The organism is Cryobacterium frigoriphilum (assembly GCF_004403305.1).
Lineage (GTDB): Bacteria > Actinomycetota > Actinomycetes > Actinomycetales > Microbacteriaceae > Cryobacterium > Cryobacterium frigoriphilum.
In genome coordinates, this window is the sequence record NZ_SOHE01000018.1 from 198,334 (window position 1) to 212,635 (window position 14,302).

Sequence of the window (14,302 nt, forward strand, 5' to 3'; positions counted from 1 at the left end):
TGTGGGCACGCATGCCGGCGCAGATTTCTTGCCCAGACCGCTGCGCATGTTCGCCCGATTTTGCTCAGTCGCCCGCGTCAGAGCGTCGCCCGCGTCAGAGCGTCGCCCGCGTCAGAGCGTCGCCCGGCTGAGCGCACCCGCCAGCCACTGCTCGACCGCGCGCTGCGACCGCAGCCGCACGACGACGAGTTGCGGGTACCGGGCCTCCAGCGGCGGCACCCGCTGGCGGTACGTGTTCCGGGTTGAGATTGCCCAGCGCACGACGTGCCCCCGGTTAGTCAGGATCGTGCGCAGCGGTGGTTCGATATTGCCGTTCCACAGCTCAGAACGCTGAATTCGGCGACGGATGGTGCGCCACACCACCCGGGGCAGCGTCACGCGCAGAAACGGCAGATCAAGCCAGACCAGCAGATCCGCCTGCTCAGCCAGGAGCGGACGGGCCGCGGTGTACTGCCACTCTGTTGTCCAGGCTTCATCAGCCATAAACGCCCGCACGTCGTCGACGAAGTCCGGCCGGGGAATCCACCCCGGGCCGTGGTAAAGGGCGTCAATCTCGGTGTGCCGACCTCCCGTGACGGCCGCGATCCGTCGGGCGAGCGTGGTCTTGCCCGCACCCGACACTCCGGCCACGAGCACCCGCCGCGGGCGGTGGGGCAGCGCGTCGTGGCAGGAGAGCATCGACCCAGTTTAGGCATCCGCTCAGGCAGCACCCGTGGAACGCTGAGCCGGTGGGCGGGGCCAGATCGTGTACCCCACGGCCCAGATGAACTCGAGGCCGCAGATCACGAGCAGAATTCGGTTCACGCCCTCGAGGGCGGCCGTCTGCGCGGCGTTGCCGACCAACCAGGTCAGGCCCGACAGCACCAGGGCGGAGATCGCCGCGGCGAGCAGGGTTCGTGCGACATCCGTCCACCGGGCCCGGGTGTGATCCGCGCCCACGAGCCGCATCGGCGCGGGGCCATCGGCGAAGCGATGCGCGAAGCGGATGTCGGCCCAGCGGATCAGCTGATGGCCATACGCGACCGAGAACCCGATGTAGACCGCGGCAAGGCCGTGCACCCACTCGGCTTCGGCCCCGGATCGAAGATGCACGGCGGTCGTGATCAGCAGCACCAGGTCGATGACCGGCGCCAAAGACAGAAGGATGAGGCCGAGCGTCCTGGCCTCGAGGAGGTACCGGGCGAGCAAGCCCAGCACAATCACGACCCAGAAGCCGATTTCGCAAGCGATGAGAACTGCCAGGATCACGATCCACCCCCTTTCGTGATGCAGCCCACGCTAGGCCACGTCTCGGCGGGCGGTGCGCCAGAGACCCACGGCAAGCGGCACTCCGACCCAGACGGCAACGGATGTGGTCAATTGCGCCCAGCCCAGAACGCTCATCTCTCCCATCATCAGCGACAGCATCGTGACGTTCATGTCGAGCCACGTTGCCGGTCCGGCCAGCCCGGAGATGAACATGGTGAGCGTCGTCCACACGATCGGCAACGCCAGGTACGCCACGATGGCGATCGGGGTGCTCAGAAAGGCCAGCCCGAACGCTACCCCCTGGGCGACCAGCAGCAGCAGGGCCAGCGCGGCGCCGGCCAGCATTGACCAGTCCATCGCCCACGATCCGTCTCCGCCGCGAAAGACGATGCCGACCACGTTCAGCACGGCACCGACAATCACGGTGAGCAGCATCACCAAGAGCCCAAGCAGGCCGGCGGAGACCAGCTTCGCCAGATTCACCCGCGTGCGCCGGGGCTCGAGGGCGAAGGTCGTGAGGCCCGTGCGCTGGGACCACTCGCTCGTCGCGGCCATCACTCCAATCAACGGCAGAAGCACGAACTGGGCCAGAGAGGCGGTCGAGGTCAGATTGGCCCAGGTGAGCTCGGAGGGCGGCACGGTCGTCAGCGTGAGCACGATGAGCGCCGTGTTCACGAGGGCGATCACAATCAGCAGCCACAGCCCCGCGCGGGTATCGACCTGTTTGCGCAGTTCGACCCCGCAGAGTCGGGTGAACGTGATGCCACCGGGCGTTCGAAGGGTCGGGACGGAGCCGGGTAGGGTCAGGGTATTCATGAGGCAACCTCTTCTCGGCCGAACTGCTCCCGGCCGAACTGCTCCCGGCCGTACTGCCCTCGACCATGCTGCCCTCGACCATGCTGTGCCGTCAGGTCGAAAAACAGTTCTTCGAGCCCCCCGGACGTGGACGTGAGTTCGGCCGCGCTGCCCTGAGCCAGGATACGCCCGCCTCCGATGATGATGAGGTCGTCAGCGATGGCCTCGACCTCGTGCAGCAGGTGCGACGACAGCAACACCGTGCCGCCGGCATCCGCGAAGGACCGCAGCAGCCCGCGCATCCAGCGGATGCCCGCCGGGTCAAGGCCATTCACGGGCTCGTCGAGAATCAGCACCTGCGGCTCACCGAGCAGCGCATGGGCGAGCCCGAGCCGCTGTCGCATGCCGAGGGAGTAGGTGCGTGTGCGCGCATCCGCTTCCCGGGCGGTGAGCCCGACGACGTCGACGACCCGCTGCACCCGTGCGGCGGGCAGGCTCATCAGGCACGCCGACAGGGCGAGAATTTCGCGGCCCGTTCGCCCGCCGTGCTGGGCGCTCGCGTCAAGCAGCACGCCCACGTGCCGGCCCGGGTTGCGCAATTCTCGAAACGGATGCTGCAGCACCAGGCTGCGCCCGGAGTTCGGGGTGGTGAGGGCGCACAGCATGCGCATCGTGGTGGATTTGCCGGCGCCGTTGGGGCCGAGGAATCCGGTGACCCGGCCCGGTCGACAGACGAAGGAGACATCGTCGACGACCAGCCGGGAACGGTATCGCTTGGTGAGGTGCTCTGCTTGAATCATGTCTCCATCGTTTCGGCGCTCACCTTCGGGCGGATCGCCCCGGGGTCTCGGACGCCTCCACCTGTGGGCGGAGGCACCCGAGACGCAGGGTGGAGGTCGGCCGGTACGCTTCCCCCTACTCTGGGGAGCATGATCCCCTGGCCCGCTCCCGCCCTGCCCACTGCGCCGGAGATTGACGATCACGTGCAGCGGTTGCGGCCGTGGTCACGTATCTGGCGGTATCTCGTGACCGCCGTGACCGGTCTCCTGTTTCTCGTCTTCGTGTCCGTCGACTTTCTCGGTCCCTCCATCGACGACCTGGCGCCCGCTGTCGAGAATTACGTCGGCGGGCTGTTGTTTCTGGACATCGCGCTCGGCACCCTCGCCCTGTGCCTCCTGCCGCTGCGTCGGCGACACCCCGTGCCGATCGCCGCCATCACGGCAGCGTTCTCGGCCGTGTCGGCGTCGTCGCTCGCCCCGGCCATCTGGGCGACCATCTCGATGAGCACCCACCGACGTTGGAAGGGCGTCGCCGTCGTTGGCGTGATCTGGGGTCTGGCCACCGTCGTCTACGAGCTGGTGCTGCGCGCGAGCGTGCCGGGCATCACGATGTACCCGGGGCCGTGGGCATCCGGCAGCCTGGCGCTCGCCATCTACGCCATCTGCGTGGCCACGGGCTTCTACATCGGAGCACGCCGGGCGCTGCTGACTTCCCTGCGTGAGCGGGCCGAGACCGCAGAGCGCGAGCAGGCGCTGCGGGCCGCATCCGCTCGCGACGCCGAACGCACTCGCATCGCCCGCGAGATGCACGACGTGCTCGCCCACCGCATCTCCCTCGTCGCCCTGCACGCCGGTGCGCTGACCTATCGCACCGACCTCACCCGCGAGGAGACCGCTCAAGCCGCCGGCATCATCCAGGACAACGCGCACCTCGCCCTGACCGAGTTGCGTCAGGTGCTCGGCGTGCTGCGCAGCGGGCCTGCCGGCGTCGATGCGAGCCCGCCCGAACCCGCGCAGCCGACCCTCGCCGAACTGCCCGCCCTGCTGGCCGAGGCCCGCGAGGCCGGCATGACCGTCAGGGTCGCGGCGACGGATGCCCCCACGCCCGCCATCCTGGACGCCGCCGAGGTCACCGGCAGCGTCACCGGCAGCATCACCGGCAGCGTCACCGGCAGCATCACCGAGCTGGTTGGGCTGTCCCCCACGGTGTCCCGAACGGCGTACCGGATCATTCAGGAAGCCCTGACCAACGCCCGCAAGCACGCGCCCGGCCAGCCGGTGACTCTGCACATCGAGCACAGCGGCGACCTGCTGCTGCTCAGGGCAGCCAACCCCGTGTTCCCCCACGCGGACCCAGGCCTGCAGGGCGGCGGGGTCGGTCTCATCGGTCTGTGCGAACGTGCCGAACTCGCCGACGGGCGCATCGAGCACGGAACCGATGCGGGGTCCTTCATACTGAGGGCGTGGCTGCCTTGGACCTGACGATACGCGTGGCCCTCATCGACGACGACGCCCTCGTGCGCGCTGGTCTGCGCATGATCCTCGGCGGCGACCCCACGATCGAGATCGTCGGCGAGGCCAACGACGGGCGTGCGGCGCTGGAGCTGATCGGCCGTGAGTCACCCGACGTGGTGCTCATGGACATCCGGATGCCGCGAATGGACGGCCTGGCGGCCACGAAAGCCCTGCAGCAGAGCGGCGACCCAGCCCGGGTTATCGTTTTGACGACCTTCGACACCGACGACATGGTACTCACCGCGCTGCGGCACGGCGCCGCCGGTTTTCTGCTCAAGGACACGCCACCGGCCGAGCTCGTCGAGGCCGTGCGGCGCGTCGCCGATGGGCAGCCGATGCTCTCGCCAAGCGTCACCGCGCAGCTCATCGCGACCGTGATCGCTGCACCAGACGACCGCCGAAAGCGCGCCCGACTGCTGCTCGAGCGGCTGACCGACCGCGAAACCGAGGTGGCGGTCGCGATCGGGCGTGGGCTCTCGAATGCCGAGATCGCCGCCGAACTGTTCATGGGCGTCGCGACGGTCAAAACCCACGTCGGGCATCTGTTCACCAAACTCGACGCCACCAACCGGGTCAACATCGCCCGTTGCATCCACGACGCGGGCCTCGGCTGACCAAACACGCTTGGGACGCGGCGTCGACGCCGCGCCTCAGGCACCGATATGGGTGCCTCGCTCCTGAATCCGCCCTCCCCCCAAGGGGCGTTCTCCGACATCTCGCTCGCGCAGTGTCACAGATGGCCCCATGACCTGGATCCTCGGGCGTGACTCCGGGCATGACTCCGGGCGTGACTCCGGGCGTGACTCTGGGGCAACCAGCGGAAATCGACGCACAGGCGCATCGAAGGGCTGAATATTGACCCTGCGCGACGAGCGCGGCCCAACCCCCGGCGCGCGAAACTAAGCGGGGCGAGTGGTATGTTATTTGAGTGAGTGAAAACAGCGAGCGGACGGCGGCACGGCTTTCCTCTGGCTGGACACGACTCGACCGGGCGGGCTGGTGGAGCACCTTTGCGGCCGGTCCGGGCAACATTGCGCTCGTCGCCATCGTGCCCGTCAACCTCGGTTCCGCTCTCGCTCGAGCCGCGGATGTCTCGGCCTGGTGGGGGCTACTGCTCTCCGTCGGCGCAATCGTGCCGCTGGTTTCATTGCTCTACCTGGTGCAGCGACTGCGCTACCCGCAGCCGTGGGTGAACTTCGACACCGGCGAGTTGCGGGCGGGCCACCGGGCCGCGCCGCTGGTCAATATCACCTGGGCCCGCCTCGACATGCTCGACCGACAGCGCAGTCATACCCGCATGCTCACGCTGCGGTTTGGCGCCGAGAACGGCCCGCGGGCCTCCGTTCGCCTGCGTAGTCGCCGGGGCCAGACCCTCTCCGCGGCCGTCACCGCGGTCGTCTCAGAGATCGTTCGTCGGTCATCGATCGCTGTACCGCAGTCGCGTGATGACCCCACGGGCAGCTTCGCCCGCTATAACTTTCCGGGTTCCCTCAGCCGAAACGACGCCCTCGACGTTGTACTGAACCCGCCGACGATCGATGATCCAGCCCCGGTGCTGCTGGTCTAAAGCGGCTCGTCGCGCGCCTCGCGCCTGCACAGACTCTGGCAATCGGATTGCACGGGCGATTGCCGACCGGCGTGCGCGCGAGGCCACGTACGGTTGGCAGAGACCCAGTGCCGGAGAAGTCTGTGTTCGTTCCCGGTATTCGGTGCCAGTGGCAGACTTGTGCGGCGCATTCGCCCCGTCGGAAGTGACCCCATGTCTGCAGCCTGATCCAAGTCAACCCTGAACCAGATCGGGATCACGGCACTGCGCGTGGTTCTCGGGATCGTCTTTTTGCAGCACGGACTGCAGAAGTACAACCAATTCACGATTGCCGGCACTCAGGCATCCTTCGCCGACATGGGCGTGCCGGCCACCGACATCGTGGCCCCGGCCGCGTCTCGATCGACCGCACATTTGGCGGCAAATTGCGCGTGCTGCGCTAACGGCCGCTGCGATTCGCCGGGCGCCTGCTTCGCCGGGCGCCTGCTTCACCGAGCGCCTGCTTCACCGAGCGCCCTCTTCACCGAACGGATGCCGCGGGCGCCGGTTCCGGCGCCTCCGCGGTCATCCGCGTGGCCGGCACCATTGCCGCGGCCGGAGGCAGCAGCACCTCGGCCCGCTCCGAACGCACGGCCGCGATGCCGCCGAGAATCAGCACACCACCGACGAGCTGCAGCGGGGTGAGTTGCTCGCCGAGCAAGAGCCACGCGAACAGTGAGGCGAAAACGACCTCGAGCAGCCCCACGAACGAGGCGAGCCTCGACCCGAGCACGCCGGTGGCGGTGATGCCGGTGCCATAGGCCACGGCCGTACTGACGACCACCAGCAGCGCGATCGGCACCCACCACGGCGCCACGGCGCCGAACAGCGGCAATTCACCGAACGTCGCGGTGAACGACAGCACCCCGGTCAGCCCGAGCACCCCCAGAATAAGACCCCCGACAATCAGACCGAACGCCGCAAGGGCGACCGGGGGCAGATCGCGGTCTGGTCGGGCCGCAATGAAGAAGTAGGCGGCGCAGCCGATCGCGGCGAGAAAAGCGAACGTCAGGCCGAGTGGGTCGACCGCCTGAATCGCCCCCGGCCCGATCACGAGCACCAGGCCGCCGACCGCGAGAGCGGAGCCGAGAAACACGGCGGGGCGAGGCATCCGCCGTGAGACGGCCCAGGCGACGCCGACCAAAATCAGCGGCGCCAGAAACTCGATGAGCAGCGCGGTCGAGACCGGAATGGTCTGAATCGCGGCGAAGTAGGCCAGCTGGGTGACGGCGACGCCGACGACGCCCATACCGAGCACGCGCCAGCGCCCGAGCCATAGTGCGGCCCAACGGCCCCGCAGCGCCACGAAGGCCAGGGGCAACAGTACGAGTCCGGCGGCGAACGCACGCACGGTAACGGCGGCCGTGGGCGACCAGCCGGCCTCAAGCAGCGGCTTCACGAGTGCGCCGGAAGTGCCGAATGACACGGCCGAGAGAACCGCGACGGCGAGGCCGCCCGGTATCGACGTCAGCTTCGTTGTTGTCAGCTTCATGGTGGTCAGCTGTGTTGTTGTCAGCTGCACGGTGAGCCCTTCGGTCGCGCCTGTCATAGTCTAAACTGGCTGATACCACTGACAGTAGGACCGAACTCGCAAGGAGTCAACTTGCATTTTGCCCCTGACACCGAAGAGGCTCTGGAATTCGCGGTCATGCTCGGCAACACCGACCCCGGGGCGTCCCGCAGCGGCCGGGACGAGCTTGAAACGCTCGATGACCTCGCCGCCCTGCTCGCCCCGATCCCTTTCACGGGGCGCATCGACGGCGATGACGCCGAACTCCGTGACGTGCGGCAGACCCGTGCCCTGCTGCGCCGAGTCTGGACCCAGGGCCGCGACGACGCCGTGGGCGAGGTCAACCGCATACTGCGCGACGCGAAGGCGCTCCCTCAGCTCGCCCGACACGACGTGTCTGATTGGCACCTGCACGCGACCGTGCCCGAGGCGCCCCTCGGCGAGCGGATGCGCGTCGAGGCCGCCCTGGCGCTGATCGACGTGATTCGCAGCAATGAGATGGCGCGCCTGCGGCTGTGCGAAGCGGATGATTGCTCTGGACTCGTGCTCGACCTCTCACGCAATGGGTCCAAGCGATTCTGCAGTGTGCGTTGCGGCAATCGCATGAACATGATCGCGTTCCGCGAGCGTCAGGCGGCCGACACCTGAGAATTCACGGTTCGATGTCGACCCATTCATGGCCGACCGGTTGCGCGGCGGCGCTTCCAGCCGTTACCCCGGCGACGATCGCGGCGAGCCGCTCGGCGTCATCGTCGGCGATACGCAGCACCGCTTCACGCCCGTAGTCGGTGCCCAGAATATGCACTCCGCGCTGACGCAGCTCGGCTTCGATGCGACCCGCATCCGCATGGCCCAGTGCGAGCGTGAACAGTTCGCGGCGTTCGCGGCCCACGACGAGCCTGCGGCGCTGGGCATCGTCGATGGTGGTCAGCACGGCGTCAGAGTAAGCGCGCACGAGTCCGCCAGCACCGAGCAAAGTACCCCCGAAATAGCGCGTCACGACGGCCACGCAGTCCACCAGACCGCGCCCGGTCAAGGCCTCGAGCATGGGCCGGCCCGCCGTTCCCGACGGTTCACCATCGTCATTCGCACGTCGCACCTGATCGGGGGCGCCCGATGGCCCGAGCACGAACGCCGAGCAGTGGTGGCGGGCCTTGACGTGCTCCCTGCGGGCGTCGTCGACCACGGACTGCGCGTCCGCCTCGGTCTCGGTCCTGACCAGGCGGCAGAGAAAGCGGGAGTGCTTAATCTCGATCTCGCCGTCGACCCGGCTGCCGGCGGCGCCGCGCAGGGTGAGGTCGGGCATACACCCAGTCTCGCGCATCCGCCGACGGGTTCAGGGCAGGCCAGGCAGCCGAATGGTCACGGTCGTGCCTTCGCCCAGCACCGACGTCGCGACGATGGTTCCGCCGTGACGCGAGATGATCTCGCGCACGAGGGCGAGGCCGATGCCTGACCCGGCGATCTGTTGCGCACCACGGCCCCGCCAGAGCCGATCAAAAATGTGCGGCAGTTCATCCGCGGCGATTCCGGGACCGCTGTCGGCGACCCGCAGAATGGCCTCGCCGCCGGCCGCCCAGACACTCAGCGTCACGCTGTCGCCGGGTCGGCAATACCGGGCAGCGTTCGCGAGCAGGTTACCGATGGCCTGGTGCAGCCGGTCGGCATCCGCTCGCACCGAAACCGGATCGTCGGCCTCGACGGTGACGCGCAGGTCGGCGGCTCGCAACCGCGGTTCGTGGTGAGCTGCTTCGTCGCGGGCAATCCCTGCCAGATCGACGGATGCCAGTTGCAACGACAGTTCCGATGTCTCGACGGCCGACAGCTCGGCCAGGTCCGCCACGATCCGGCCGAGGCGCAGGGACTGGTCGTGCAGTCCGGCAATCCCTTCGGCAGTGGCAGGCACGAGCCCGTCCCGCAGTTCCTCGAGCCCCGCCTGCAGCGCGGCCAGCGGTGTGCGCAGCTCGTGGGCGACATCGGCCGTCAGGGTGCGGCGGCCCTGTTCCGAGCGCACGACCGAATCTGCCATGCCGTTGAACGCGACGGCGAGTTCACCGAGCTCCCCGGGCGCCCGCGATGCGGTGCCGGACGCGACACGGCACTCGCGGTCGCCAGCGGTGAACGACCGGGCGGCGTCCGTCATGGCGCGAATCGGCCGCACCAGCCTGCGCGTGACGAGCCAGCTCACGGCGAGAGCCCCGATAAGTGCGACCCCCGCGGCCACGGCGATCCAGTTCCAGGCCACGGCGAGGGCGCGGGTGCCCGCAGTGCCCCCGAAGCTCAGGCGCACGGCGCCGACCTTGACTCCGTCGACCAGAACCGGGGTCGTCACAGCGTTCTGGCCCATCCCGGCGCCCTGACCCGCGCCTCCCGAGCCTCCGGATTCGCCCGCACCGCCCGCACCGCCCGTGTCAGCCTGCAGCGTGGCCCCGTTGGCATCCAGCACGGCGAGGCGAGCGGATGCCGCGTCCCCGACCGCGAAGACCCGGCTCAGGTCGGCAGACTCCCAGCCATCGGCCTGCCGGTACACCTCGGCCGCGACCGAGACCGCGGTGGCCGCTATCCGCTCGCGATCATCCTGCTGGGCCACCTGCACGCCGCGATCCACCCCGATCAGCGCGGCGCCGCCGAGCACGAGCACCGACGACAATGCGACCAGCACGAAGGCGAGCAGCAGCCGTCGTCCGAGCGAACCGAGGGGGGTCACCCGGCTCATCATGACGGCACATCCTGGGTCAGGCCCAGCCGGTAGCCGACTCCGAGCACCGTCTGCACGACATCCGCCCCGGTCGCGCCGAGCTTGCGACGCAGATTCTTGATGTGGGAGTCGATCGTGCGCTCGTACCCGGCGTATTCGTAGCCGCGCACCCGATTGACCAGTTCGTAGCGCGAATACACCCGACCCGGCGCGGTCGCCACGGCGGCGAGCAGGCCCCACTCGGTCGGCGTGAGGTCGAGCACGACGTCATCGAGCCACGCGCGGTGGGTGCCCTCATCGATGCGCAGCCGCCGATCGCCGTAGCTGACCGGCCCCGCGTCGGCCGGCACGCCGCTGTAGCGGTGCAGCACGGCCTGCACCCGCAGCACCACTTCGGCGGGGCTGAAGGGCTTGGTCACATAGTCGTCGGCGCCGAGTTCGAGGCCGTGAATGCGGTCCTCCGTGCTGCTGCGCGCGGTCAGCACGATGACCGGCAGCGTGGCGAGCCGATGGATCTCGCGCAGAATATCGGTGCCGTCAATGTCGGGCAGGCCGAGGTCGAGAACGACGAGGTCGGCGGCCGAGAGCAGTGTGAGTGCCTCCGCGCCCGACCCCGTCGTGAGGGCGAAAAACCCGGCACGTTCCAGATAGCGACGCAGCAGCTCGCGAATATCGCGTTCGTCTTCGACGATCAGCACCGTGGGCATACTTCACCCTAGCTCCGGGCGCGCGAGCGGATGCCGGCTCCCGGGCGTTCTCCACATCATCTCCACACGGTCGCCAACTCGCCTGCACGCCCGGGCGTCATCGTCTAGTTACCGAGGCACACCAGCCGAGGTCCCGCTCAGGGAATTAGCTACAGGAGCACACCATGCGTAAGAGCATCATCATCACGGCCAGCGTCGCCGCCGGCGTCGTCATCACAGCCCTCCTCGCCACGCCGAGCCTGGCCGCCGGTCTGGGGAACGGCAACTCCGCCGGAAACGGCAACGCAGCCGGCAACGCAGCCGGCACGACCTCAGAACAGCGCGAACCGGCGGGACGCCAGGGCAACGCAATGGGAACGCAGACGGGCTCGGGCACCGAAAAGGGAACCGGCACCTGCCTCACGGACCTCGAGAGCGGCACCCTCACGGCCGAGCAGACCGACGCGCTCGCGGCGATGGCCGCCGAGGAGAAGCTCGCGCACGACCTGTACATCGCCTTCGCCGACCAGTACGACGCTAAGGTCTTCACCCGCGTCGCCTCGGCCGAGACCAAGCACCTCGACGCCGTAAGCATGCTCCTCGAACGCTACGACGTGACCGACCCGACCGTTGGTCTGGCCGCCGGTGTCTTCTCCACCGACGTGACGCAAGACCTCTACGACACGCTGCTCGCCGAGGGTTCGGTGAACCTCGACGCCGCGCTGGAAGCGGCCCGCACCGCGGAAGAGCTCGACATCGCCGACCTCACCGCCGCGACCGAGGGAGTCACGGCCCCCGACGTGCTCGCGGTCTACGAGAACCTGCTGAACGGCTCCGAACGGCACCTCGTCGCCTTCGGTGGCTAGCTACGGGGCTATCCAGGTGAGCAGTGCGGGTCACACGTCCAGCACGAGGATGGGTGTGCTTGCGCGGCTCACGCAGGGGTAGATGATGCGCAGACGGTCTTTGTCGGCGTCGTCCATGACCGAGTCGAGGTGCAGCGGGGCGCCCGCGACCACTCGCAGCTCGCAGGTGCCGCAGACCCCCGTGCGGCACGATCCGAGCACCGGAAGCCCGTTCTGCTCCAGGGCGGTGAGGATGCTCTGGCCGGCCGGCACGAGCACCTCCCGCCGGCTCTTGCGGCACGAGACGAGCACCGGCTCGGCCGCGGGCGCCGCACGCCGCACGGCAACAAACCGCTCGAGGTGCATCCGCTTGGCCGGTACGAGGGCCGCGACCGCGGTCATGAGCGATTCGGGTCCGCAGCAGTAGACCTCGGCTTCGGGTGAACCCTCGGCCACGATCGTGGCCAGGTGCAGCACGGCGTCGTTCTCGTCAGCAGCGTGAACGCGTACCGGGCCCGGATACCGCGCCGCGAGGTCGTCAGCGAAGGCCATCGTGCTGCGGCTGCGTCCGGCATAGATCAGTCGCCAGACCTGATGCGCCGGCAGCGACTCGATCATCGCCTTGATCGGTGTGATGCCGATTCCGCCGGCCACGAAGAGGTATTCCGGGGCCGGTTCACGGGCGAAGTGGTTCTGCGGCCCCGAGACCTCGATGGTCATTCCGGGCAGCAGGTTCTGGTGAATCCAGGCGCTGCCACCGGCCGATTCGCGGGTGTGCAGCACGGCAATGTCGTAGTGATGACGCTCGGCCGGGTCGCCGCAGAGCGAGTACTGGCGTTGCAGACCGTTCGGCAGGTGCAGGGTCAGGTGGGCACCTGGCTGCCAGGCGGGCAGCCGCCGCCGGTTCGGCAGTTCCAGACGGATGCCGCGCACGCCGTCGGCGACGGTGGTCACGCTCACCACAATCAGGCTCCGTTTCTGCTGCGGGTGCTCGGCTCGCGAGCCACCGAACCGCGCGCCCGCGAGCATCCGTACGATGACGGCGAGGGTGGAGAGGCCGATGAGCGTGATCGCCACGGCTCGATACCACCAGGTGCCCACATCGGTACCGGTGAACCCGGCGTGCAGGGAGACGAGAAGCACGGTGAGGTAGCTCGCCCGGTGCAGAAACTTCCAGAATCGACGCGGCAGGCGCTGCATCAGCAGCGACGAGCCCTGCACGGCGACCAGCAGATAGAAGGCGAGGATGCCGAGGGCAACGGGAAGCGGCTTGAAATCCGTGGCGAAGGGCACGAGCGCCTCGGCCGCGGTGAATTTCAGCCACGGATCGAGCATGAGCGATACCAGGTGCAGGCCGACCATCACGAGCGCGGCACCGCCAAGGTAGCGGTGCAGGTCCTGCAACCAGGCGGGGCTGTCGATGCGGCGCAGCACCCGGGTCGAGAGCAGGATGCCCCACAGCACCGACCCGGTCATGAGCGCCCAGGCGATGATGGCGCTCGCTCGGGTGACATACCACCAGAGGTGTGGATCGATCATAGGTACAGGTTCCAGTTCTCGGAGGCCATCTGGGCCCCCGCATCGTCGATGAGCAATCCGGCGGCGCCGATCGTGGGCAGCCAGGCCAGGTAATCGTCGGGGCTCCGCAGAAATCCGGGTTTGGTGAGGGCCTCCGCACGAGCGCCACAGGAAGCGATCACCGACACGGTCTGAATACGGGTAGCCGCGCTCGCGAGTCGGGCCGGGTCAAGCAGGTGGTGTCGATCCCCGGGTCCGGTCCCGAAACGCTTCTTGCGCTGGCTCGAGGTCGCGAGGGCACCCTGGCTCAGGCGCACCACCGCAGACCGCTCGCTGAGATCGAACGGGTTCTCCACGCCGAGGCGCCAGGCTGCCCCATCAGGCGCGGTACCGGCCACCGCGATGTCGCCGCCGATTTCGGCCATCACACCCCAGGCACCGGCGTCCAGTGCGAACTCGCAGACGAGGTCGGCGGTCAGGCCCTTACCGATACCGCCGGGGTCGAGGGTCGTGCCGATCGGCATGAAGACCACGCCGTCGCGGCTCTCGATTCCGGCCAGATTTCCCGGTGCCCGAGCGGATGTCGGCAGCCGCGTGATGCGCGCCGGATCGACCGCCGAGGCGGTGTACCCGGTCTGCAGCAGCAGCGGCAGCAGGGTCGGGTCGTAGGCGCCGGCGGTGAGGCGGCCGGCGTCGCGCATGCTGTCGAGCAGGCGCACGGTGAGCGCGTCGACCTCGATCGGCCGGCCCTCGGCCCAGTTCAGGCGCGAGATATCGCTGTCCGGCCAAAATCGGCTCCACCGATGTTCGCACCGGTCGGCGAGCGTGAAACAGGCATCCAGCAGGTCGGCGGATGCCCCCACCAGCGTGATCGTGGCCCCGCCGCCCATGAGGCGCTGCCGCCGTGAGATGCTGCGCGGAACGGTATCGGTGTCGTGAAAGACGGCGCGCAGGGCGTCGCGGGCAATCATGTCGCCCGCGCTGACCGGTCGGGACACGGGCTAGCCCCCCGACCCGCCGGAGGTGCCGTGCACGGGCGCCGCTGCGGCGGGCGCCGCCGCTGCCGGAGGCGCCGGAGCCGGAACCGCTGCGGCCGGCGCTGGAACCGCTGTGGCCGGCGCCG

General features: G+C 68.7%; 15 protein-coding genes and 1 pseudogene. 6 read left to right on the forward strand and 10 right to left on the reverse strand.

Annotated elements, in window-relative coordinates:
- Positions 1-111: 111 nt before the first annotated feature.
- From E3T55_RS05060 to E3T55_RS05075, 4 genes are read right to left on the reverse strand one after another with little or no spacing between them, the layout of a single operon-like run.
- Positions 112-678 (reverse strand): P-loop NTPase family protein, encoded by a 567-nt coding sequence (locus tag E3T55_RS05060; protein WP_134518475.1) that lies wholly within the window; start codon positions 676-678, stop codon positions 112-114.
- Between the two features lie 21 nt (positions 679-699).
- A complete protein-coding gene (locus tag E3T55_RS05065) occupies positions 700-1,248 on the reverse strand; it encodes a hypothetical protein (protein ID WP_134518476.1) in 549 nt (182 codons plus the stop codon).
- A 30-nt stretch (positions 1,249-1,278) separates the two neighbouring features.
- Entirely contained in the window at positions 1,279-2,064 is a 786-nt protein-coding gene (locus tag E3T55_RS05070; protein ID WP_134518477.1) for an ABC transporter permease, read from the reverse strand.
- Entirely contained in the window at positions 2,061-2,843 is a 783-nt protein-coding gene (locus E3T55_RS05075; RefSeq protein WP_134518478.1) for an ABC transporter ATP-binding protein, read from the reverse strand. The genes E3T55_RS05070 and E3T55_RS05075 overlap by 4 nt, the downstream gene beginning before the upstream one ends.
- A gap of 129 nt (positions 2,844-2,972) precedes the next feature.
- Here E3T55_RS05075 and E3T55_RS05080 point away from each other — a divergent pair, with 129 nt between their 5' ends.
- The 4 genes and pseudogenes from E3T55_RS05080 to E3T55_RS20930 all read left to right on the forward strand — a co-directional run.
- Positions 2,973-4,304, forward strand: a complete 1,332-nt coding sequence (locus tag E3T55_RS05080) for a sensor histidine kinase (protein ID WP_134518479.1) — start codon at positions 2,973-2,975, stop codon at positions 4,302-4,304.
- Positions 4,286-4,951 carry a response regulator gene (locus E3T55_RS05085; RefSeq protein WP_255455378.1) on the forward strand — a complete coding sequence of 222 codons (666 nt, stop codon included), beginning with the start codon at positions 4,286-4,288 and terminating at the stop codon, positions 4,949-4,951. Before E3T55_RS05080 ends, E3T55_RS05085 begins: the two co-directional genes overlap by 19 nt.
- A gap of 314 nt (positions 4,952-5,265) precedes the next feature.
- Entirely contained in the window at positions 5,266-5,904 is a 639-nt protein-coding gene (locus tag E3T55_RS05090) for a hypothetical protein (RefSeq protein WP_134518480.1), read from the forward strand.
- Positions 5,905-6,147: 243 nt separating this feature from the next.
- Positions 6,148-6,267 (forward strand): annotated as a pseudogene (locus E3T55_RS20930) (DoxX family membrane protein); the annotation flags it as partial.
- 136 nt (positions 6,268-6,403) lie between these two features.
- Here the strand turns inward: E3T55_RS20930 and E3T55_RS05100 are convergent.
- On the reverse strand, positions 6,404-7,471 hold the full coding sequence (locus tag E3T55_RS05100; RefSeq protein ID WP_241992878.1) for an EamA family transporter: 1,068 nt from the start codon (positions 7,469-7,471) through the stop codon (positions 6,404-6,406).
- 54 nt (positions 7,472-7,525) lie between these two features.
- Between E3T55_RS05100 and E3T55_RS05105 the strand changes: the two genes are divergently transcribed.
- Positions 7,526-8,080: a CGNR zinc finger domain-containing protein gene (locus E3T55_RS05105; RefSeq protein ID WP_174775429.1), complete on the forward strand. Its 555-nt coding sequence runs from the start codon at positions 7,526-7,528 to the stop codon at positions 8,078-8,080.
- A gap of 4 nt (positions 8,081-8,084) precedes the next feature.
- On the opposite strand, the gene E3T55_RS05110 is transcribed toward E3T55_RS05105, so the two are convergent.
- From E3T55_RS05110 to E3T55_RS05120, 3 genes are read right to left on the reverse strand one after another with little or no spacing between them, the layout of a single operon-like run.
- On the reverse strand, positions 8,085-8,738 hold the full coding sequence (locus tag E3T55_RS05110) for an IMPACT family protein (RefSeq protein WP_134518481.1): 654 nt from the start codon (positions 8,736-8,738) through the stop codon (positions 8,085-8,087).
- A gap of 30 nt (positions 8,739-8,768) precedes the next feature.
- Positions 8,769-10,139, reverse strand: a complete 1,371-nt coding sequence (locus E3T55_RS05115; protein ID WP_198418516.1) for a HAMP domain-containing sensor histidine kinase — start codon at positions 10,137-10,139, stop codon at positions 8,769-8,771.
- 8 nt (positions 10,140-10,147) lie between these two features.
- On the reverse strand, positions 10,148-10,837 hold the full coding sequence (locus E3T55_RS05120) for a response regulator transcription factor (protein WP_134518483.1): 690 nt from the start codon (positions 10,835-10,837) through the stop codon (positions 10,148-10,150).
- Between the two features lie 164 nt (positions 10,838-11,001).
- Here E3T55_RS05120 and E3T55_RS05125 point away from each other — a divergent pair, with 164 nt between their 5' ends.
- Positions 11,002-11,682 carry a ferritin-like domain-containing protein gene (locus E3T55_RS05125; protein WP_134518484.1) on the forward strand — a complete coding sequence of 227 codons (681 nt, stop codon included), beginning with the start codon at positions 11,002-11,004 and terminating at the stop codon, positions 11,680-11,682.
- Positions 11,683-11,712: 30 nt separating this feature from the next.
- Here the strand turns inward: E3T55_RS05125 and E3T55_RS05130 are convergent, their stop codons facing one another.
- Together E3T55_RS05130 and E3T55_RS05135 are read right to left on the reverse strand one after the other, a co-directional pair.
- Positions 11,713-13,200, reverse strand: a complete 1,488-nt coding sequence (locus E3T55_RS05130) for a 2Fe-2S iron-sulfur cluster-binding protein (RefSeq protein ID WP_134518485.1) — start codon at positions 13,198-13,200, stop codon at positions 11,713-11,715.
- Positions 13,197-14,177, reverse strand: coding sequence for an FAD:protein FMN transferase (locus E3T55_RS05135; protein WP_198418517.1), 981 nt, complete (start codon positions 14,175-14,177; stop codon positions 13,197-13,199). The genes E3T55_RS05130 and E3T55_RS05135 overlap by 4 nt, the downstream gene beginning before the upstream one ends.
- Between the last annotated feature and the right edge of the window lie 125 nt (positions 14,178-14,302).